The organism is Ruegeria faecimaris, from assembly GCF_900182615.1.
In the GTDB taxonomy this organism is placed as follows: Bacteria; Pseudomonadota; Alphaproteobacteria; order Rhodobacterales; family Rhodobacteraceae; genus Ruegeria; species Ruegeria faecimaris.
In genome coordinates, this window is sequence record NZ_FXTE01000023.1 from 1 (window position 1) to 19,351 (window position 19,351).

Sequence of the window (19,351 nt, forward strand, 5' to 3'; positions counted from 1 at the left end):
TTTGGCAGGCTCAAGGATTGGCGCCGTGTGGCAACCCGTTACGACAGGTGCCCGAAGGTCTTCCTCTCAGCAATCGCCATCGCAGCTCTCGTCATATATTGGCTATGAGTCCTGACCCTAGTTGGAAAGAAGAAGATAGAATAAGAATATTGCCCGGTATTGTAAGTTTGCTCGAAACGGACCGCCCGTTTTTATTTGCCCTGTAGGAAGAGCACACGCAACGATGCCAGAAGCCGACGTTCAGTCTGTGACCATCAAGGTCAGCTTCGTCCGCGATGTGTGAATTCAGTCCCTGATCCTTGCTGCACTCTGCACGAATGGCGACATTTCCCGCTGCCCGACAGCACCATACTTTACGCTACCGCAGCATTTCCCACACCGCGAGCGCACGCAGCATGAAAATCGGACTCACAAAATGGGCTCTTACCACCAGTTGAAGCGCTCCGCAGAGAGTGGCGACAGGAGAGCCCATAGTTGCAGACGCAGCAACGTGATCCAATGTCTGCTGCTGCTATGCTATAGCCACAATCTGAGGGATTTTACGACCATGGGACAATTCGCCTACTGATTGGATCAACGCGTTAGCGTCAATGCGGAAATGACGGTACAAATCCGCAATAGACCCGGTTTGGCCGAAATGCTCCACACCGTGCGGAATCGTTTTGTGGCCATGAACGGCACCCAACCAGGACAACGTTGCCGGGTGTCCGTCGATCACTGTGATCAATGCGCAGTCGCGCGGCACATCTGCCAGCAGCGTTTCGATATGTGCCTCAGCGCCCCGAATGCCATTTGTGCGCGCCCGTTGCGCTGCAGTCCAGCCGGCGTTCAACCGGTCGGCAGAGGTCACTGCCAGAACGCCGACATCCCGCCGCCCCTGGGCGATATGGCCCGCTGCCCTGATGGCCTCCTGGGCAACCGCGCCCTGATAAGCAATGACAACTTCGCAGTTCGGTCCCGGTTTGCGTAGCCAATAGGCACCGTCGATGGCCCCCTGACGGAAATCGTCATCCACGCGTTTACCGGGCTGCTCAATCGGGTTGGTCGTCAGACGTAAATAGACCGAACCGCCGGTCTCGTCGCGCAACCAGGTGCGTTCATCGGGATCTCCCTCGCCATCTTTTTGCATATAGGCAAAGGCCCATTCCATGATGACCGCCAATTCATCCGCAAAGGCGGGCTCAAATGCGGCCAACCCGTCTTGCGACATGCCAATCAGCGGCGACGCGATTGATTGATGCGCCCCGCCTTCCGGCGCCAAAGTGACGCCAGAGGGCGTGCCCACGATCATGAAACGGGCATCCTGATAACAGGCGTAATTCAACGCATCCAAGCCACGGGACACAAAAGGATCATAGACCGTTCCAATGGGAATAAGCCTTTTGCCAAAAACCGAGTGCGAAAGCCCTGCCGCCGCCAGAAGCAAAAACAGGTTCATTTCAGCAATGCCAAGTTCGATATGCTGACCATCTGGTGTAAACTCCCACTTCGCGGTGGAGGGGATATTTTCAGCCTTGAAAGTGTCGGATTGATGGGTGCGCGCAAACAGTTTCCTGCGATTGACCCAAGGGCCAAGATTGGTTGTGCCGGTCACATCCGGAGAGGTCGTCACGATCCGCTCGGCCAGCGCGCTGTTGCCTTTGGACAGGTCATCCAGAATCTTGCCGAATGCCATTTGAGTCGAGATTTCACGACCCGGATCCAACTCAACTGAGGGGACGTCGATAACGTCATCTGAGTATCGGCGCGGCCCGCTGGCGAAGAAGGGCGTCTTTGCCAGCATTTTCTCAAACGCTGCCGGGTCTGCGATGGTGGCAAAGCGCTCCCATTCATCACCCTCAGTAACACCCATGAATTTCTTCCATTCGGCCATCTGAGTCTTGTTCATCAACCCACCATGGTTGTCCTTGTGGCCAGCAATCGGCGTCCCCCAGCCCTTGATCGTATAGGCAAGGAAACAGACCGGGCGGTCGTGATCTATTGCGGCGAAGGTATCTGCCATGGTGGTGACGCAGTTCCCACCCAGATTTTCCATCAGAGCGGCCAGTTCGTCATCGCTGCGCGCATCAAGCAACGCGCTTACGTCGCCTTGATCGCCGAGGGTTTCCATCAGTCGCTCGCGCCACACCGCGCCCCCCATGAAGGTCAGTGCCGAGTAGAGCTGGTTGGGGCACTGATCAATCCATTGACGCAGCTTCTCTCCGCCCGGCTCTTTAAACGCAGCGCGTTGCAAAGCGCCGTATTTAACCCGCACAACATCCCATCCGAAGGCGTCGAAGATTTGCTTAATCCGTTGGAACAGTCCTTCACGCACGACGCCGTCCAATGACTGGCGGTTATAATCAATGATCCACCAGCAATTACGCAGATCGTTCTTCCATCCCTCTTGCAGTGCCTCATAGATATTGCCTTCGTCCAGCTCAGCATCGCCAACCAATGCGATCATGCGTCCAAGCTTTTGCGTATCGCCCCAGGATTTGGCCTGTACATAATCCTGCACAAGTGACGCAAACGAGGTGATAGCAACGCCAAGGCCCACCGAACCGGTCGAAAAATCCACGTCATCGATATCTTTCGTGCGGGAAGGATAGCTTTGCGCGCCACCAAATCCGCGAAAGTTCTCCAACTTCTCACGGGTCTGGTTGCCCATCAGATACTGAATCGCGTGAAAGACCGGCGAGGCATGCGGTTTGACTGCTACGCGATCTTCCGGGCGCAGGGTCTGAAAATATAACGCGGTCATGATCGATACCATCGACGCCGAAGACGCCTGATGCCCGCCAACCTTGATCCCGTCAGCTTTGGGCCGAATGTGGTTCGCATGGTGGATCATCCAGTGGGACAGCCACAGCAAACGTTGTTCAATTGTTTTGAGATCAATGGACATGGTCAATTTCCTTAAGCTGCGCTGCGGACAGGGGGTCTTGGCAAGGCTTGTTCGAGATCGTGGATCACGTCGTCGATCCCCTCCAGGCCAATGGACAATCGCACCAGCCCATCGCTGATGCCATGTGCGGCGCGTTCTTCAGGCGTATAGGTAGAGTGGGTCATGCTGGCCGGGTGCTGCACCAGTGTTTCAGCATCTCCCAATGATACGGCGCGGGTGATCATTTGCAGTCTGTTCATCATCGCGCGCCCTGCTTCCAGACCGCCATCCAGTTCAAACGCAATCATGCCGCCGAATTTGGACATCTGCCGCTGCGCGACATCATGCTGTTCGAAACTGCTCAGTCCCGGATACCAGACCTTTCGCACACCGGCGGATTGCTCCAGATATTCGGCGATGGTCGCAGCGCTGCTGCAATGCCGATCCATGCGCAATTCCAGTGTCTTGAGGCCGCGCAGTATGAGCATCGCGTTAAACGGGGCCATGACCGCGCCGGTCATATCTTTCATCCCATAGAGGCGGATTTCAGTCACCAGCTCGGCCGATCCGGCCAGCAACCCTGCAACAACATCTCCGTGACCGCCTAGATATTTCGTCGCCGAGTGCAGAACGATATCTGCGCCATGTTTGATTGGCTGGGTCAGATAGGGCGTGGCATAGGTATTATCCACCACCACGTAGGCGCCGTTGGCATGGGCAATGGCTGATACAGACTGGATATCTACAAGGCGCATATTCGGATTGGCGGGTGTTTCAAAATAGACCACCTTGGTTTTTCCGCTGATCGCCGCTGTCAGGTTTTCCGGCTCCGTCAGATCCACATGGGTCACTGTCACACCGAATTTTGCCAGCCCGTGCCGCATGAAGGAAAATGTGCAGCCATAGAGCGTCTTGTCGAGAATGACCTCATCCCCCGGGGCAAGAAGAGTCCACATCGTTGCGGTGATCGCCCCCATCCCCGAGGCCAGGGCCAATCCTGCCTCTGCCCCCTCAAGCACCGCGATGCGTTGCTCCAGCAAATCGCAAGTCGGGTTCGAGATGCGCGAATAAACATGCCCTGCCTGCTCGCCCGCGAACATCGCTCCGCCTGCTTCCGCGGTTTCGAAAGCGAATGTCGAGGTCAGATGCAGCGGAGGCGTCAACGCACCTTCGTTTTCCATCGGGTTATAGCCATGGTGAATGGCAAGAGTGGAAAAGCTGTCGGGGCGGTTGCGCATTGGGTGACTCCTTGGTTTTCAAGAAGCAGAGTATGACGACACGAGTGGCAAAATATTCCAAAAATGTCTTATACTACCTCGTTTGTAGCAGTATATGCTAATCTATGAAAAAAATAGACCGTAAAGACCAACAGATCATTCGAGCGTTGCAGCGCAATGGCCGAATGACGAATCAAGACCTGGCAGCAGAGGTGAACTTGTCACCTTCGCCCTGTCTGAGGCGGCTGAAGCTGCTCGAGCAATATGGAATCATCACCGGCTATAGCGCCAACATAGACGCCGAGGCTTACGGGTTGCCGGTAACGGTATTCGTTCACGTCAAACTGGAAAGCCATACTGAAGCGACAGTAAAGAAATTCGAAGCAGCCATTGCGCGGATTGACCAGATACTGGAGTGTTTCGTTATGACCGGCTCATCGGATTACCTGCTTCGTGTGGTCGTGGCTGATCTTTCAGATTACGAAAAATTCGTTCGCAGAAAGCTGCATCCTCTTGGAGGTATTGCCTCCATGGACAGCAGCTTTGTCTACGGAGTTGTCAAGAAGACAAATGTATTTCCAGTGACAGAGTAACGTTGCTTGATGAACTGAGATGAAATGATTGCGGACATTAGCGCAGATGCAGCGAAAGCTCGATTTATGCGTCATTCCAACAAATGCTGCACATCGAGCGAATGAGTGGATTAGGTCATTCTATGGGGAGTACTTGAATTTATCCCTAACTAGGGATACATGCGCAACATGAGACATAAAAATCAAGCCCGAGAAAACCAAACCCTGGTGCTGGCCCTGCTACGCAGTCAGCAATTATTCATGCGCGCTATGGTGTCTGCGTTTCGTTCGGCGGGCCTTACAGCGCCACAATGGGACGCGCTGGAAACACTTAGCAACAAGGGTCCGCTGTCAATCAACGATCTGATGCGGCTGACACTGTCTACATCCGGCAACCTGGATGTGGTTGTCAAAAACCTGGTTCAAGCCGGATGGGTGGAAAAGAGTGTCGATGAAACCGACAGACGGGCGCGTGTTCTGTTATTGACCGCAGCCGGGCGCCAAAAAGTGGCCGAATTCCTGCCACTCCACAATCAAGCTCTGGAACAGATTTTTGGTGGTCTCAGCGTGCAGGACAAACGCCAGACGATCAAGACACTCAACCACCTCCGAAAAAAACTGCCTCAACCTTAGAAAGTCGTAACATGCCTAACAAAACACTCCTGACCGCGCATGGCGTGATTTACATGTTGTTCGCGCTCGCGCTGTTCTTTGCCCCGGCCATCCTCTGGCCAAACTACGGCCTGCAAATAAACGACCAATACGCTGTGTTCCTGTCACAGCATAACTCGATATTTCTGGGCGGCATCGGGATCATCAGCTTTCTGTTTCGGGACGTTGAACATGGCAGTGAAGCTGCAATCGCCATTCTCACAGGATTGATGTGGACCAATCTACTTGGCGTCATCATCACGCTTTACGCCTGCCTGACAGGAGTTTTCACCGGGTTTGGCTGGTCTGACCCCATCTTCTTCGCCTTGCTTGCGGTCCTATGCTTCTACCAACTCGGGAAAAACCGCTGAACTTTCCCAAACTCACAAAGGAAACTAAACATGAGTACACTGAAAGTCTGGGATCTGCATATGACCTATGAAGGTCCGATCACAGAAGAATTTCTCGCCGGCACCGAGCAACTTGCAAAGAGTATCGCGGAGGAGCCAGGAATAATCTGGAAGATTTGGACTGTCGAAGATGGAACCAATCACTATGGGTCCACATACCTGTTTCGGAACCGCGAATACCTGGAAAGCTATAAAAGTATGCATCTGAAGCGCCTGGAAGCGATAGGGATCACAGTGACCGCCGACCATGTTTTCGACATTATGGAAGAGGTCAGTCGCATCAACAGAGCCCCACTTGAAGGCTGACGAGCAATGACCGGACATTGGCACGCTAAACGTTGATGTCCGGTTCGGTCCGCTATCCGGAATTGCAAAGTTTGGTCTTGATTGTCCGCTTTGGGCTGGGTCTGTCATTTGTAGCGTTTGGTATCACCGCTGCTTCACTAAGATACTCGTGATTTTGCTTGAGCTGGCGTCAACACGACCACCATGCTTTATGACAGATCAGACACATTGATAAGGTAGACGAAAACCATGGCAGAACGATTTGAGCGTCACCGTCAAGCTTGGACACAAGAGGAAATTCAAAAATTGCACCTACTGGTGTCAAAGGGGATGGGCTTGAAGGCCATTGCCAAAGCTCTCACGCGCTCTGAGGAATCGACCAAGAGCAGAGCGAAGCTTGACAAAATAAAGATCAAGAAAGCACGCTGATTTTGGTGCCTTTAGTGTACTCCTGTCGTTCTTTACTGCCACGACCAATGTCCGATTTGGGCTGATTGAGCTAAAAAACCCAGATTTTAGTGAAGATGGGCGAAAAACTTGCCCGCAGAAGGCCTTTCCGAATATTCGTCGGGGGTCGGCCCAATACTCTCGTCGGCAATGTCCGAAGCTTTAAGTGGCCCTACCAGGCACTGGGTTGCAATTAAGGCGCCACAACGGGTTCTGGCAGAATGGAATTCAGTTGCTCGGTTTGTTAGGGTTCTGCACCCAAACACCCAATTTAAAAAGCTGCCTTACGGATTAGCGTAGTAAAAAGAAGGAAAGCTATGCCTTGCAACGATCCTAACTTCTGCTGATACAGTGGCGAATTGACCGACAACTTGGCATTCAAAAATCCCGCCCGGTGCTTCGATTGTCACGGACCTGCCTGGAGATAGTGACCCGTTGCCCTCGCACGCCACCACAACAGACAATGCGCCTGTCCCCCCAGCCGAATTTGCCAGTTCTCCCTTTTCAGAGGCCCAGACAGTTTTAATATGGTTCTTCCCTGATTTCGAACTGAACATGACCAAGTATTTACCGTAGCTGCCGCCAATGCCAAAATTGGACATCGGAAATTGTTTACTAGCCGCCCCGCTTAACTCAATTGCAGCGTTGGTCAATTTTTGGCGCTCACTAAGCGAAATACCTAGATAGTCTGCATCGACAACCAAATACGGCAACCCGGCATCGACTAGAGAAACTGGAATGTTTCCACTTAGAGGAAGATTCAATATTTGATTATTAATCAATAGCTTGGGCTTGACAGTAAACCACTTGGCATGTGTCATAACGCTATCTGTTCGGGTTACTTGTACTTCCATGACACCATTTGCTGTTTCCAAAGCAACAACTTGTTGATCTTTGGCTAATGCTTGACGCTTCGCGCTCGCAATTATGGTGGCTGCAGCCATGAGTGCGGTTCCGGCATATGGTGCGTATGCAAACTGAGAGGCTAGAAAAAGTGCCCCATCGGTACATTGCTCAAAGGGTGGATAGAGTAGGCAAGAGTTGATGAGGTGGTTTCCATTTGGTGGGAGGTTCAAAAACCCCCGAAACTGTTCGTGATCCGAACGAAGCTCCAGCAAGGCGCTAGCCGCGTTCCTAGAAACTAGTTTAGGAAGACCAGAAACCGCCACCCGAAGAATATCTCCAGCGAGATCAACATCTATCGCAACCGTTTGTCCCTGGTGTTTTTTAGGCATTGTTCGGTGTCCTGGATATCGTGTGCTACCTTGTAGCTTCTGGCTGCAAACATCCATGCTTGCTTTCAGCTGATGGTGTATTGGACTGAGTCTGTGTGAAAACTCTGGATGATGTATGCTTTTCGGCAAAGGCTGGAGGCATGTATGTCGAGATTTATCGCAGGCGCCGAGCGAAGTCAGTCGATGCTTTTCCCGACCAGCTTGAAGATTGGACCAACGGGTGCGTAGCCACACCACGACGTCAATAATGCTGCAAAACCTCACTTGGTTGCGCATCTCGGACTACAAAGCTTAATTGTGAAAGTCCGCTAATAGCGCACAGCGGACGTCGAGATTTTTCAATAGCTAGGTGGATGCTACTTGGACGCTAGAGGCCTCACCAATACCAGTAGTTGCTTTCCAGGAAGAGGCATTGTTTCCATCTCAAACCTGAGCGTCGTGAAGGCTCACAACTTGAATTTTCCTGGAAAAAGTCCGCCTAAAAATCTTCGAATAAGTTCAGCAGAGCGTCGTCGCGAAAAAACCTGCATATCGGTAAGGTAATTTACCCACATACCTTCCAGTAAGGCCAACGTTCCGCTGGTGGCATCATTCACCAAGTTCGGATCATGTCCGTTTTGTTTGGCTATCTCCGTGAACGCACGCCGCAAAGTCTCGACAAGTTTGGGATCCTGAGTGCTGCTGTATCGGGCAATACCTGGGTGTGAGCTCGCGATGCCTCGGAATGCATGCCAGATTTTCGTACTTCGTGGATTGAGCAAAGCTTCGGATAGATCCGCCTCGATCACAGCCATCACTCGCTCTTCGGGCGATGCATCCGAGCCCAGTTCGGTCATTCTGTCCATCTCGGCATAATACTCGGTACTGAAATGCTGGGCCGCTGCGGTCAGCAAATTGTCCTTCCCCCCGAAATGCAAATGGATCATTCCGCGCGACAGACCTGAGCGCTCGCAAATGCGACTGACCGAGGTATCGGTGACCCCGATATCAGCAATAGTATCCAGTGTCGCCTTGATCAGAAGCTGCCTGTTGGCTTCTGGATCGCGCTTCGAGCTACGCTTTCTTCCTTTAGGCTCTGTCACTCTATTCAATGATTCCATTAGCTTAGGGTCTTCTCATATGGGTGGCTCACAGTAAGATTGACACGAAAGGCCTTTCTGGCGCAACATTAAATGGACGATCGTCCATTAGAGACTCGTAAGTACCGAGATGGGAGATAGGGTGATTTTTCGTAGCGAAGCGTCCCGGGGTTATACCCTCAGCGCACCAGCCACGGCATACGTGGGGTTTCTGGTGGCGGCGCCTTTGGTGATCCTGATCGCCTATTCGTTCTGGACCCAAACCTACGTAACGCTCGACAAGACACCGACGCTGAAAAACTATAGCGACGCGTTTGCCGATCCGCTGGTTCGACATTTAATGCTAAGGTCGATCTGGATTGCCGGAGCAGTTACGGTAGTCACTGTCGCACTGGCCTATCCCATCGCGTACTTCATCGCGATGAAGGCCCGGAAAAAGACCATCTGGCTTCTGCTCATCACCATTCCGTTCTGGTCCAGCTACCTCCTGCGCGTATTTGCCTGGAAACTCATCCTTGGGTTCAACGGGGTGATGAATTCTGCACTACTGATGCTTGGTCTGATCGACGAACCGCTCGACTTCTTGCTCTATAATGAATTCGCTGTCGTACTGACGCTTGCCCATGCCTGGGCACCTTTTGCGATCCTGCCGATCTATGTCTCGTTACAAAAGATCGATCCAAGCCTGTTGGAGGCCGCCACCGACCTCGGCAACAGTCCTTTGCAACGCTTCATGCGGGTGACGCTGCCGCTGACGATCCCGGGGATCATTGCGGCTTGCCTGATCATCTTCATTCCGACTGTCGGTGACTACGTGACTCCAGCGCTGGTCGGCGGATCGGACGGGAAGATGATCGCCAATCTTATTCAGGTGCAATTCGGGGCCGCTAACAACTGGCCTCTCGGCGCCACACTTTCGCTGATCGCGATGCTGTCGGTCGGCTTCGTCGCCATCGTGTTTGTTATTACCGCCACCCAGTTTGGGAGGAGGATCAGATGAAGCGCCCCTCGACCCTGACAGCCTATGCTTTCCTGTATTTGGTTTTTCTGTACCTGCCGGTTCTTTTCCTACCTTTGTTCTCGTTCAACAGCGGTACAATCGTTGCCTTTCCGATAAAAGGCTGGACGCTGGACTGGTATCGGAAACTGGGCGAGCAGGATACGCTGATCCAGGCCCTTTGGAATTCGCTGGGTGTCGGCACGGTCGTCGCAATTCTATCTACCGCTATGGGGCTGTTCGCCGCGCGCGCCTTTGTTCGGTACCGTTTTCGGGGTCAGCGTGCAGCTGAAGGTCTGGTAATGCTGCCTTTGGTTATCCCGGGTATTATCGTGGCTTCGTCAATGCTGGTCCTGTTTCTGTTTCTCGGTCTCAAGCCATCTCTGCTGACCGTTGTTCTGGGCCATACGTTCCTTGCCTTGCCATTTTCCGTTTCGATCCTGAAGTCTGCCTTTGATGACTTCGACGCGTCGCTGGAAGAGGCATCTTACGATCTGGGCGTCGGCGTGTTCGAAACCTTCCGTCGCGTGACGCTGCCGGTCGTTTCCCCCGGCATCGTAGCCAGCATGCTGGTCACTTTTACGGTCAGCTTCGATGAGTTCGTCCTAGCCTTTTTCCTGTCCGGCAACCAGCCAACCCTGCCGGTCTATATCTGGAGCCAGATCCGTTTCCCCGCCAAGCTTCCAAACGTTTTGGCCTTGGGTTCTATCCTGCTGCTCACCTCGGTTCTGCTTTTGGTGCTGGCCGAGTATTTCCGCCGCCGCTCATCCGCATCAGAGGTCCGATGACAGACAGAAACATCATAGAACTCAGGGGCGTCGAAAAGCGCTATGGCACATTCCTGGCTGCGAGCGGGATCGATCTCGATCTCAAAGAGGGCGAGTTTTTCTCGCTCCTCGGCCCCTCGGGATGCGGCAAGACCACGGTATTGCGGATGATCGCGGGCTTCCAGGAACCGACCAAGGGTACCGTGCTGATCGACGGTCAGGATATGGAAGGTGTGCCTGCCAACAACCGTCCAACGAACATGGTCTTTCAGAGCTACGCGATCTTCCCGCATCTGAACGTCGGGAACAACGTGGCCTATGGATTACGGGGCAAGGCGCCCAAGGCCGAGATCGAACAGCGCGTAGCTGAGGCCCTGGAAATGGTCGAGCTGGGCGGTCTTCAGGATCGCGGCGCAAGTGAGTTGTCGGGTGGGCAGCGGCAAAGGGTGGCGCTCGCCCGCGCGCTGATCATGCGACCCAAGGTGTTGTTACTGGACGAGCCCTTGTCAGCTCTCGACAAGAAACTACGCGAGCAGATGCAGTTTGAAATGCGCAATCTGCAGCAGTCGCTTGGCATCACCTTTGTGATGGTCACCCATGACCAATATGAGGCAATGACGATGTCCGACCGTATTGGTGTGATGTTCGACGGACGGCTCAAGCAGGTGGATACACCAACCACGCTTTATGCCCGTCCCTGTGATCAGCAAGTGGCCAGTTTCATCGGTGAGATGAACATACTGCCTGCCCAGCTGTCGGGCGAAACCGGCAATATGTTGTCGATCGATGCAGCCGCCTTCGGGCGGATTGAGATTGAGAGAAATCCCAACGTTGCGACCAGCTCTAAAGACATGAACATCGGTATTCGCCCGGAACAATTGGAAATCGCTGCTGAAAAGCCAGAAGACTATCCATCAACGGTTCAAGGCACTGTCAGCAATGTCGCCTTCTATGGCGAGAACATTCACTATCACATTCAGGTTGCGGGAGCCGAAAAGCCAATCTCGGTCTCGGTTCCCAACTACTTTCACACGGTCGATTTCAAACGCGGCGACGCAGTTTGGCTGGGGCTTCAGGGTGCAAGCGTGATCGATCTTGGTACAGACCATAGTAAAATAGTGGGAGGATAAAATGAGAGTTCAGGGAATTGCGGCCTTCGCATGTGCGACGGCAATAAGCACGGGAAGTGCCATAGCAGGTGGCGCTGATCTAACGGTTTTTGACTGGTCGGGATATGAAGACCCCGGGTTCTTTGCCAGCTACATGGAAAAATACGGGGATGAGGCGCCAAGCTATTCCTATTTTGGAAGTCAGGAGGAAGCCTTCACGAAACTGAGTTCGGGTTTCACGGCTGATCTGGCGCATCCTTGTTCTGACGCGGTCCGGAAATGGGTCGCAGCCGACCTGATCCAGCCCCTGGATGAAAGCAAACTGACCAACTGGGCCGATGTTTTACCTGAGATTAAGGAAGTCGACGCCATCGTCCTGGACGGCCAGCTTTACATGTTGCCGTTCGAGTGGGGGAACACGGGTCTTATCTATCGTACCGACAAAATCTCGGGGGATGATATCTCGCTGCAATTGCTGGCTGACCCGGCCTATGCAGGTAAGATCGCGATCCCGGATGCGGCGTCGTCTGCATATGCCCTGGCTGCGCTGGCCACTGGAAACGCTGATGATTACACAAATCTGAGCGATGAGCAGTTCAAAGAAGCATCGGATTTCCTGCGCTCAATCCACCCAAACATGCGCTTTTACTGGTCCGATGCGGGTCAGTTTGATCAGGCCATGACCAGCGGTGAGATCGAAATGGGTTGGGCCTGGAACCAGTCCGAACTGAACCTGATCTGGAACGAAGTGCCTGCCGCCATGATGCGTGACGCCGACAAAGGTATCGCGACCTGGGCCTGTGGCTACGTGCATCTGAAGTCTTCCACGACACCGGTCGATCAGGTCTATGATCTGTTGAACGCGCTCACTGATCCTGCAAGCGGCCAATACATCATCGACAACTGGGGCTACCCGCATTCCAACGCAAAAGCGTTCGAAGTCGCCGATCAAGCCAATATCGAAGCCTATGGTTTTGCCGATCCGAAAAGCTTCTTCGAAAGCAGTTTGTTCTTTGACGCGGTGAATCCCGAGTTGGAGGCAAAAATGCTGGCAGAATTTGAACGGATCAAAGCCGGATTCTAACACAACCATATTTCCGGGGCCTTCGGGCTCCGGAACCCAAATATAGGAAAAACGCGTGATTATGTCGGACGCGAACCCATACGCTCTGCTCTTCGAACCGATTCAGATCGGGCCCGTCACAGCCAGAAACCGCTTTTATCAGGTGCCGCATTGCACCGGGCTGGGACACCTCAGGCCACGGGCGGATGCTGCCGTCCGCGGAATGAAGGCTGAAGGTGGTTGGGCAGTGGTTTCCAATCAGGAGACCGAGATACACCCGACCTCGGACTTGTCCCCCTATGCCGAGGGGCGATTGTGGGATGGACGCGATGTGCCTGCGTTGCGGTTGATGACAGATGCAGTACATGCACATGGTGCGTTGGCGGCCATCCAGCTGGTACATAATGGCAATCATGCGCAAAACTTGCTGACCCGCGCCCCGGTTCTTGCTCCGTCCGAGATGTCCGTCGATACGACGCATCCCAAGCAGGCGCAGGCCATGGATAAGGCCGATATCTGGGAATTCCGCCGCTGGCATCGCGAGGCCGCCCTGCGCGCGAAAGATGCCGGATTTGACATCATTTACGTCTATGCCGGACATAACATGACTTTGGCGCAACATTTCATGCTGCCTCATATGAACCAGCGTAGTGATGAATATGGCGGGTCGCTTGAAAATCGCGTGCGCCTGACGCGCGAATTGCTGGAAGATACCCACGAAGCTGTAGGTGACAGCTGCGCTGTGGCGCTCCGCTTTGCCATTGATGAGATGGTGGGCGCCGACGGTATGCAGGCCGCAGAAGAAGGCCGTGCCGTGGTCGAGCTTTTGGCCGATCTTCCTGACCTATGGGATGTGAATGTGGCCGACTGGTCCAATGACAGTGCCACAACCAGATTCCAGCCGGAAGATGGTTATCAGAACGCGTTTCTGTCCCACGTCAAACAGATCACACGGAAACCCGTGGTAGGTGTCGGTCGCCTGACCTCCCCCGATATGATGCTGTCGATGGTCAAGAAAGGTATTGTCGACCTTATCGGAGCGGCGCGACCTTCTATTGCGGACCCGTTCATACCGAAGAAGATTGAAGAAGGCAGGATCGACGAAATTCGCGAATGCATCGGCTGCAACATCTGCGTGTCTTCGGACAATCTGGGTATTCCGATCCGCTGCACCCAAAACCCGACCATGGGCGAGGAATGGCGTCGCGGCTGGCACCCCGAGATCATTGCACCGAAAAAAAGCGAGGCGGAGGCACTGGTAATCGGTGGCGGACCCGCAGGTCTTGAGTGTGCCATGCAAATCGCAAGGCGAGGATATCAGGTGACCTTGGCCGAAGCCTCAGCTGAATTTGGTGGACGTGTTGCAAAGGAAAGCAGGCTTCCCGGCCTAGCGGCCTGGTCGCGCGTCGTCGATTATCGCCTGAATGATCTGAAACAGCGCGGCAACGTTCAGTTGTTCACCGACAGCAGACTTGACGGCGATCAGGTGGCAGAGCTTGGCGTCGAACACGTCTTTGTCGCCACCGGCAGCCGTTGGCGTACGGATGGCATGGGGCGAAACACCCAGCGCCGTATGCCTCATATCGAGCAAAGCGCCAGAGTGCTGACACCTGATGATATCATGAACGGCATATTGCCTCCGAATGGCCCGGTGATGATCTATGATGATGACCATATCTATCTGGCAGGTGTGATTGCAGAAAAACTGGCAGCTGCCGGATATCCGGTGGTCTTTGTCACGCCGGAGAGTTTGGTCTCTGCTTACGCCGTACATACTTTGGAGCAGCCCCGTATTCAGGCTCGTCTGATCGAACTTGGCATCGACATTCGCTGTAATCAGGTGCTGACCGCGGTTGAAGGTGACATGGCCCGCATCGGATGTGCCTTTACCGGTCGCGAAGCGAGTATTCCCTGTGCCTCGGCAGTTCTGGTTACCGAGCGCCATCGTGAGACAGCGCTTTATGACAGCTTGCGCGGGATCGGTTTGAAAACCCTCGAACTTATTGGCGATGCCGCGTCTCCTGGGTTGATCGTGGACGCAGTCTTCGCAGGCCACCGCGCGGCACGTGATTTTGAACGCCCAAAGGCAGAAGCAGACAAGGATTGGTTTCGCCGCGAGATAGTCGATTTGGAGGAAACGTGATGAACAGCCGACCGTTTGAGTTAGATGCTTTGATGGCCTCGCACCAGTACGGCCACGCGCTGCCGCGTGAATTCTATACCTCGCAAGACATCTATAACAATGACATTGCCCAGGTCTGGAACCGTAACTGGCTTTGGGCAGGGCATGTCAGCCAAATCCCAAACCCCGGAGACTATTTTCTGTTCGACTATGGCCCGGAGAGCATCATTATTGTTCGCGACCGCGAAGGCGAAGTTCGCGCTCATTTGAACGTCTGTCGCCATCGTGGATCTCGCGTCTGCACTGAACAGTCTGGCAACTCCCGTGTTCTTGTTTGCCCGTATCACGCCTGGACATATGAGCTATCGGGAAAACTTCGTGCAGGCCATAACATGGGGGAACACTTTGACCCATCCAAATTCGGGCTCTTTCCCGTTCAAGTGAGTGTCTTTAAAGGCCTGATCTTTGTGTGTGCCGATGCAAACACGCCATCGCTAGATCCTGTCCTCAGCCAGCTTTCGCCACTCGTCGAACCCTATGGCTTTGACGATCTGAAAGTGGCGCATACGGCGTCATTTCCCGTTCCCGCGAATTGGAAACTGGCGGTTGAGAACTATCTTGAATGCTATCACTGCGGACCAGCACACAAAGAATACTCTCGCTCTCATAGCCTGAAATCGCCACAAGACATGGCTGGCTTGGTCGAGCCGCTAAATGCAAGGGCTGTAAAAGTCGGGCTGACACCTGATGAACTGGCGCTTGTTGGCGAGGCTGCGCCCACCCCATTCACCAGCGGGTATTATCGGCGCTACCCGCTTTACCAAGGTTACAAAACCGGCAGCAAATCGGGCGAGGCGCTTGCGCCATTGCTTGGAACGCTGAAAGGCTTCGACGGTGGCGCAACTGACTTTGATATTGGCCCATTGAATTGGTTCCTGATCTATTCGGATCATATGGTGGGCTACCGCTTTATTCCACGTGGTCTACAGGAAACCGACATTCAGGTGGTCTGGCTGGTTAGCGCTGATGCCGAAGAAGGCCAAGATTACAACAAGGAAGACCTGACCTGGCTTTGGCATGTCACATCTTTGGATGACGAACGCATCATTCGGCACAACCAGTCCGGCGTTAATTCTCAATACTTCCAACCGGGGCCCTTGGGCGAAATGGAAACCTCGATCCAGGATTTTTACGATTTCTATTTTGCCATGATCCGCTCGGAACCAGAACAAAGGATGGCCTGTAATGGCTGAGGTAAAATCACGCCGTCGCGGTGGCGGCGGGCGCGCCGCGCGCATAAAGGTGCAACAGGCGACCACCGGCAATGAGGCCGTGCATGGCGGCTTAAGCGGCGGACGCTATAAGCCGCTTACCCCAACAGATATGGAAAACATCCATCAAGCGGCTCTGACCGTTCTGGAAAAAACCGGCATTACCGATCATTTCCCGGAACTGCTTGATCTGGTGCTGCCCAAAGGCGCGGTGATGAATGATCTAAATCGGCTGTGCTTCCCCCGCGCACTGATGGAAGACATCCTGGCTGGTGCTGCCAAGGAGTTTTACGTCTATGCCCGAGGAGAGCGTGAAGGAAAAGACGACATGCATTGCTCGGCGGAGAGCGTCTATTTCGCCAACTCCGGCACCGCCGTGACCACCTTCGATTCCGAAACTAAATCTTATCGCCCGTCGATCCTGCGCGATGTCTATGATTTCACCCGTCTGGTGGACCGTTTGGACAACATCCATATGCTGGGCGACACAGTTTTGGCCACCGATGTGACTGATGATTTCGCTCACGACATGAACACCATTTATGCCATGCTCGCAGGCAGTCAAAAACCTGCCTGTCTGACTTTTCGCGACCGCAGCCATATTCCGCATGCCATCCGCATGTTTGATTTTGCTCAAGGTGGCGAAGGGGCTTTCATGAAAAAGCCAAGCGTCATATTTGGTGGCTGCCCCATGGTTTCCCCCTTGCGGGTCGGCAAGGAAAACATGGAAATCCTGATTGATACCGCCAAGTTGGGCCTGACGGTTGATTTGGCGGTGCCTCCTCAAGCCGGGGCCACAGCCCCCGCTACACTTGCGGGAACGCTGGTGCAAACCGTGGCCGAAACGCTGGCCTGCGTTGCCATCGTAAACCTCATCACACCGGGCTGTCCGGTCTGCTTTGCTGCCTGGCCCTTCATCACTGACCTGCGCAGCGGGTCGTTCACCGGCGGCAGTGGCGAACAGGCTCTGATCGGGGCCGCAGCCATTCAGATGGGGAACTTTTATGGCCTTCCAACCTCTGTCGGCGCAGGCATGACCGATGCTAAGATACCCGACGCGCAATATGGGTTGGAAAAGGCACTAACCTTCACGCTTGCCGCTCATGCCGGTGCCAATCGTTTGTGCGAGTTCGGGGGTATGATCGGTAGCCTGATGGGATGCAGTTTTGAAAGCATGGTCATCGATGACGAAGCGGGCGGTATGATCCTGCGGTCGTTGCGCGGGATTGAAGTCACGGATGAAACCATGGCGGTGGATGTGATCCACCAGTGTGCCATCGACCCTGGTCATTTTCTCGGCAACCCGCACACACTGAGCTATATGAACAGCGAATTTGTCTACCCACGGCTCATGGATCGTGAGCGCACGGACACATGGGAAAACGAAGGCAAAACTGATCTTCTGGACCGCGCCCGTGACAAGGCCAATTCCATTCTCGATAGCCATTTCCCCAACTACTTCGGCGCCTCAGACGCTCAGGTTCGCGAAGAATTCCCAATTGTGATGAGCACAGAAAGCATGGCCCGCCGTGGATAACTCTAACGTCAAGCACTGGGACAACGACCACTTCCTGCACCCGTGGGAAGGTATGGCAACCTTGGGCAAAAACGACCGAACATTTATTGAAGGTGCCAGCGGGATCCATGTCATGAACGAAAAAGGCGAACGCTTGATCGACGGACCGGGAGGCATGTGGTGCACCCAGATCGGTTATGGCCGAGAGGAGATGGCCGAGGCCATGGCTGAGCAGGCTCGAAACCTTGCCTATTTCTCACCCTTTAACAATTCCAACTCGACTACTGCGCGGTTCGCGCGCGAAATCGCTAAACGTGCGCCGGGCGACTTGAACAATGTCTTTTTTACCACCGGCGGTTCCACTGCGGTAGATACGGCCATCCGGTTTGTTCATTTCCGCAACAACCTCTTGGGACGCCCCGAGAAAAAGAAAATCATTTCAAGGCAAAAAGCTTATCATGGAAGCACTTTTTTGGCGGCCAGCGTCAGTGGAAAAGAGCGTGACAGGCATTGGCTCGACAAGGCGGATGACCTCGCACATTTCTTGCCAGACGTGAATCCGCTTTATCGTGCGCCTGGTCAAAGCGAAGAGAGCTTTCTGAAAGAGAAAGTTTCGGACCTGGAAAACGCCATTGTGGCGCTTGGCCCAGAAAATGTTGCCGCTTTTATCGCCGAACCTGTTCTTGCCTCTGGTGGCGTGATAGTGCCGCCGAAAGGGTATCACGAAAGTTGCCTAAACATCTGCAAGAAGTATGATGTTCTATACATTTCCGACGAAGTAGTGACCGCTTTCGGGCGATTGGGCCATTGGTTTGCGTCAGAAACAGTCTTTGGCATTCAGCCAGACATAGTCACCTGCGCCAAAGGAATGACATCTGGGTATGCGCCGATGGGCGCCGCGATTATCTCGGATAGATTGATCGCCGATGTTGCAGGGAAAGATGCTACCTTCTCAAATGGCTACACCTATTCTGGCCACCCGGTCAGCGCGGCCGCTGGTCTGAAAAGTATGGAAATTATTGAACGGGAAAAGCTTCTCGAACACGTTCGAAGGGTCACTCCGATTTTTCAGGATCAGCTACAGCAGTTGGGTCAGATTGACATCGTTACCGATGTGCGCGGCATGGGGTTGATGGGATGCGTTCAATGCTCAGTCGATGGTGATCCCCAGAGCGATCTGGGGTGCGACTACGAGATTGGTAGCCAGATCGATATCGAATGCCAGAAACGTGGGTTATTGGTTCGACCTGTGATCAACATGTGTGTTCTTTCACCGCCGCTTATCATTAGCGAGAGCGAAATTGAGCAAATGTTCGATGTCTTGCGAAAAGGGCTTGAAGCGACAAGTACGTGGCTCAGCGGGATTAGAGGCCAATGAATTGCTTGCGCTATTGTTGCGATAGCCCGGAGGTCGCCATTTCAGCGTATTGTCGTATGCTCCACGATCTTTGCCAAAACCGTTCGGCCTTGACGGATTTGAAGAAGGTTTTGACAGCGACGGTAACCTACGGGTTGGCATTATCTGTTACGGGTCCGTCACAGTGTTTTTCTCGTACTGTTTGCTTCCACGGTGCTTTCAGTTGTGATGGCGCAACGCAAAAGCCCGCTCGGGCACGGTGTGTAATATATTGATATTGTGTAGTGATTTAGGTTGCGGGAGTAGGGTTTGAACCTTTGGCCTTCAGGTTATGAGCCTGACGAGGTGAAGACGTTAAGCAATTGATCCAGTGGATCAATTTTAGTC

The 19,351-nt window shown here is 53.6% G+C and carries 16 protein-coding genes and 1 pseudogene; 13 read left to right on the forward strand and 4 right to left on the reverse strand.

Features of this window, described 5'->3' with window-relative positions; genetic code table 11:
* A pseudogene (locus FN806_RS19845) lies at positions 1 to 108 on the forward strand (IS5/IS1182 family transposase); the annotation flags it as partial.
* A 403-nt stretch (positions 109 to 511) separates the two neighbouring features.
* Here the strand turns inward: FN806_RS19845 and FN806_RS19850 are convergent.
* Positions 512 to 2,887, reverse strand: coding sequence for a 1-deoxy-D-xylulose-5-phosphate synthase N-terminal domain-containing protein (locus FN806_RS19850; protein ID WP_142640348.1), 2,376 nt, complete (start codon positions 2,885 to 2,887; stop codon positions 512 to 514).
* A gap of 11 nt (positions 2,888 to 2,898) precedes the next feature.
* Positions 2,899 to 4,104, reverse strand: coding sequence for a methionine gamma-lyase (locus tag FN806_RS19855; RefSeq protein WP_142640349.1), 1,206 nt, complete (start codon positions 4,102 to 4,104; stop codon positions 2,899 to 2,901).
* Positions 4,105 to 4,217: 113 nt separating this feature from the next.
* On the opposite strand from FN806_RS19855, the gene FN806_RS19860 reads away from it, so the two are divergent.
* From FN806_RS19860 to FN806_RS19875, 4 genes are all read left to right on the forward strand, one after another.
* Entirely contained in the window at positions 4,218 to 4,676 is a 459-nt protein-coding gene (locus FN806_RS19860) for an Lrp/AsnC family transcriptional regulator (RefSeq protein WP_142640362.1), read from the forward strand.
* Between the two features lie 168 nt (positions 4,677 to 4,844).
* Positions 4,845 to 5,288, forward strand: coding sequence for a MarR family winged helix-turn-helix transcriptional regulator (locus tag FN806_RS19865; RefSeq protein WP_185956753.1), 444 nt, complete (start codon positions 4,845 to 4,847; stop codon positions 5,286 to 5,288).
* Between the two features lie 11 nt (positions 5,289 to 5,299).
* On the forward strand, positions 5,300 to 5,677 hold the full coding sequence (locus tag FN806_RS19870) for a hypothetical protein (protein WP_142640351.1): 378 nt from the start codon (positions 5,300 to 5,302) through the stop codon (positions 5,675 to 5,677).
* Between the two features lie 30 nt (positions 5,678 to 5,707).
* A complete protein-coding gene (locus FN806_RS19875) occupies positions 5,708 to 6,022 on the forward strand; it encodes a monooxygenase (protein ID WP_142640352.1) in 315 nt (104 codons plus the stop codon).
* Between the two features lie 710 nt (positions 6,023 to 6,732).
* Here FN806_RS19875 and FN806_RS19885 read toward each other — a convergent pair.
* Both FN806_RS19885 and FN806_RS19890 read right to left on the reverse strand, forming a co-directional pair.
* Positions 6,733 to 7,683 (reverse strand): proline racemase family protein, encoded by a 951-nt coding sequence (locus tag FN806_RS19885; RefSeq protein WP_185956754.1) that lies wholly within the window; start codon positions 7,681 to 7,683, stop codon positions 6,733 to 6,735.
* A 446-nt stretch (positions 7,684 to 8,129) separates the two neighbouring features.
* Positions 8,130 to 8,783, reverse strand: coding sequence for a TetR family transcriptional regulator C-terminal domain-containing protein (locus FN806_RS19890; RefSeq protein ID WP_142640354.1), 654 nt, complete (start codon positions 8,781 to 8,783; stop codon positions 8,130 to 8,132).
* Between the two features lie 109 nt (positions 8,784 to 8,892).
* Between FN806_RS19890 and FN806_RS19895 the strand changes: the two genes are divergently transcribed.
* The 8 genes from FN806_RS19895 (at position 8,893) to FN806_RS19930 (ending at position 18,985) form a co-directional block, all read left to right on the forward strand.
* On the forward strand, positions 8,893 to 9,762 hold the full coding sequence (locus tag FN806_RS19895; RefSeq protein ID WP_142640355.1) for an ABC transporter permease: 870 nt from the start codon (positions 8,893 to 8,895) through the stop codon (positions 9,760 to 9,762).
* Positions 9,759 to 10,547, forward strand: coding sequence for an ABC transporter permease (locus FN806_RS19900; protein ID WP_142640356.1), 789 nt, complete (start codon positions 9,759 to 9,761; stop codon positions 10,545 to 10,547). The genes FN806_RS19895 and FN806_RS19900 overlap by 4 nt, the downstream gene beginning before the upstream one ends.
* The gene (locus FN806_RS19905) at positions 10,544 to 11,656 is read left to right on the forward strand and encodes an ABC transporter ATP-binding protein (RefSeq protein WP_142640357.1); all 1,113 of its coding nucleotides are present in this window, start codon (positions 10,544 to 10,546) and stop codon (positions 11,654 to 11,656) included. The genes FN806_RS19900 and FN806_RS19905 overlap by 4 nt, the downstream gene beginning before the upstream one ends.
* 1 nt (position 11,657) lies before the next feature.
* Positions 11,658 to 12,719, forward strand: coding sequence for an ABC transporter substrate-binding protein (locus tag FN806_RS19910; RefSeq protein WP_142640358.1), 1,062 nt, complete (start codon positions 11,658 to 11,660; stop codon positions 12,717 to 12,719).
* 61 nt (positions 12,720 to 12,780) lie between these two features.
* The gene (locus FN806_RS19915; RefSeq protein WP_142640363.1) at positions 12,781 to 14,841 is read left to right on the forward strand and encodes an oxidoreductase; all 2,061 of its coding nucleotides are present in this window, start codon (positions 12,781 to 12,783) and stop codon (positions 14,839 to 14,841) included.
* Positions 14,841 to 16,073: an aromatic ring-hydroxylating oxygenase subunit alpha gene (locus tag FN806_RS19920; RefSeq protein ID WP_142640359.1), complete on the forward strand. Its 1,233-nt coding sequence runs from the start codon at positions 14,841 to 14,843 to the stop codon at positions 16,071 to 16,073. The genes FN806_RS19915 and FN806_RS19920 overlap by 1 nt, the downstream gene beginning before the upstream one ends.
* Positions 16,066 to 17,628, forward strand: coding sequence for a trimethylamine methyltransferase family protein (locus FN806_RS19925; protein ID WP_142640360.1), 1,563 nt, complete (start codon positions 16,066 to 16,068; stop codon positions 17,626 to 17,628). Before FN806_RS19920 ends, FN806_RS19925 begins: the two co-directional genes overlap by 8 nt.
* 52 nt (positions 17,629 to 17,680) lie before the next feature.
* A complete protein-coding gene (locus tag FN806_RS19930; RefSeq protein WP_246097360.1) occupies positions 17,681 to 18,985 on the forward strand; it encodes an aminotransferase class III-fold pyridoxal phosphate-dependent enzyme in 1,305 nt (434 codons plus the stop codon).
* Positions 18,986 to 19,351 lie beyond the last annotated feature (366 nt).

Coding starts and splice junctions, on each gene's coding strand:
- FN806_RS19850 (WP_142640348.1), bottom strand. CDS start 2,887: ATGTCCATTGATCTCAAAACAATTGAACAACGTTTGCTGTGGCTGTCC.
- FN806_RS19855 (WP_142640349.1), bottom strand. CDS start 4,104: ATGCGCAACCGCCCCGACAGCTTTTCCACTCTTGCCATTCACCATGGC.
- FN806_RS19865 (WP_185956753.1), top strand. CDS start 4,845: ATGAGACATAAAAATCAAGCCCGAGAAAACCAAACCCTGGTGCTGGCC.
- FN806_RS19870 (WP_142640351.1), top strand. CDS start 5,300: ATGCCTAACAAAACACTCCTGACCGCGCATGGCGTGATTTACATGTTG.
- FN806_RS19875 (WP_142640352.1), top strand. CDS start 5,708: ATGAGTACACTGAAAGTCTGGGATCTGCATATGACCTATGAAGGTCCG.
- FN806_RS19885 (WP_185956754.1), bottom strand. CDS start 7,683: ATGCCTAAAAAACACCAGGGACAAACGGTTGCGATAGATGTTGATCTC.
- FN806_RS19890 (WP_142640354.1), bottom strand. CDS start 8,783: ATGGAATCATTGAATAGAGTGACAGAGCCTAAAGGAAGAAAGCGTAGC.
- FN806_RS19895 (WP_142640355.1), top strand. CDS start 8,893: ATGGGAGATAGGGTGATTTTTCGTAGCGAAGCGTCCCGGGGTTATACC.
- FN806_RS19900 (WP_142640356.1), top strand. CDS start 9,759: ATGAAGCGCCCCTCGACCCTGACAGCCTATGCTTTCCTGTATTTGGTT.
- FN806_RS19905 (WP_142640357.1), top strand. CDS start 10,544: ATGACAGACAGAAACATCATAGAACTCAGGGGCGTCGAAAAGCGCTAT.
- FN806_RS19910 (WP_142640358.1), top strand. CDS start 11,658: ATGAGAGTTCAGGGAATTGCGGCCTTCGCATGTGCGACGGCAATAAGC.
- FN806_RS19915 (WP_142640363.1), top strand. CDS start 12,781: ATGTCGGACGCGAACCCATACGCTCTGCTCTTCGAACCGATTCAGATC.
- FN806_RS19920 (WP_142640359.1), top strand. CDS start 14,841: ATGAACAGCCGACCGTTTGAGTTAGATGCTTTGATGGCCTCGCACCAG.
- FN806_RS19925 (WP_142640360.1), top strand. CDS start 16,066: ATGGCTGAGGTAAAATCACGCCGTCGCGGTGGCGGCGGGCGCGCCGCG.
- FN806_RS19930 (WP_246097360.1), top strand. CDS start 17,681: ATGGCAACCTTGGGCAAAAACGACCGAACATTTATTGAAGGTGCCAGC.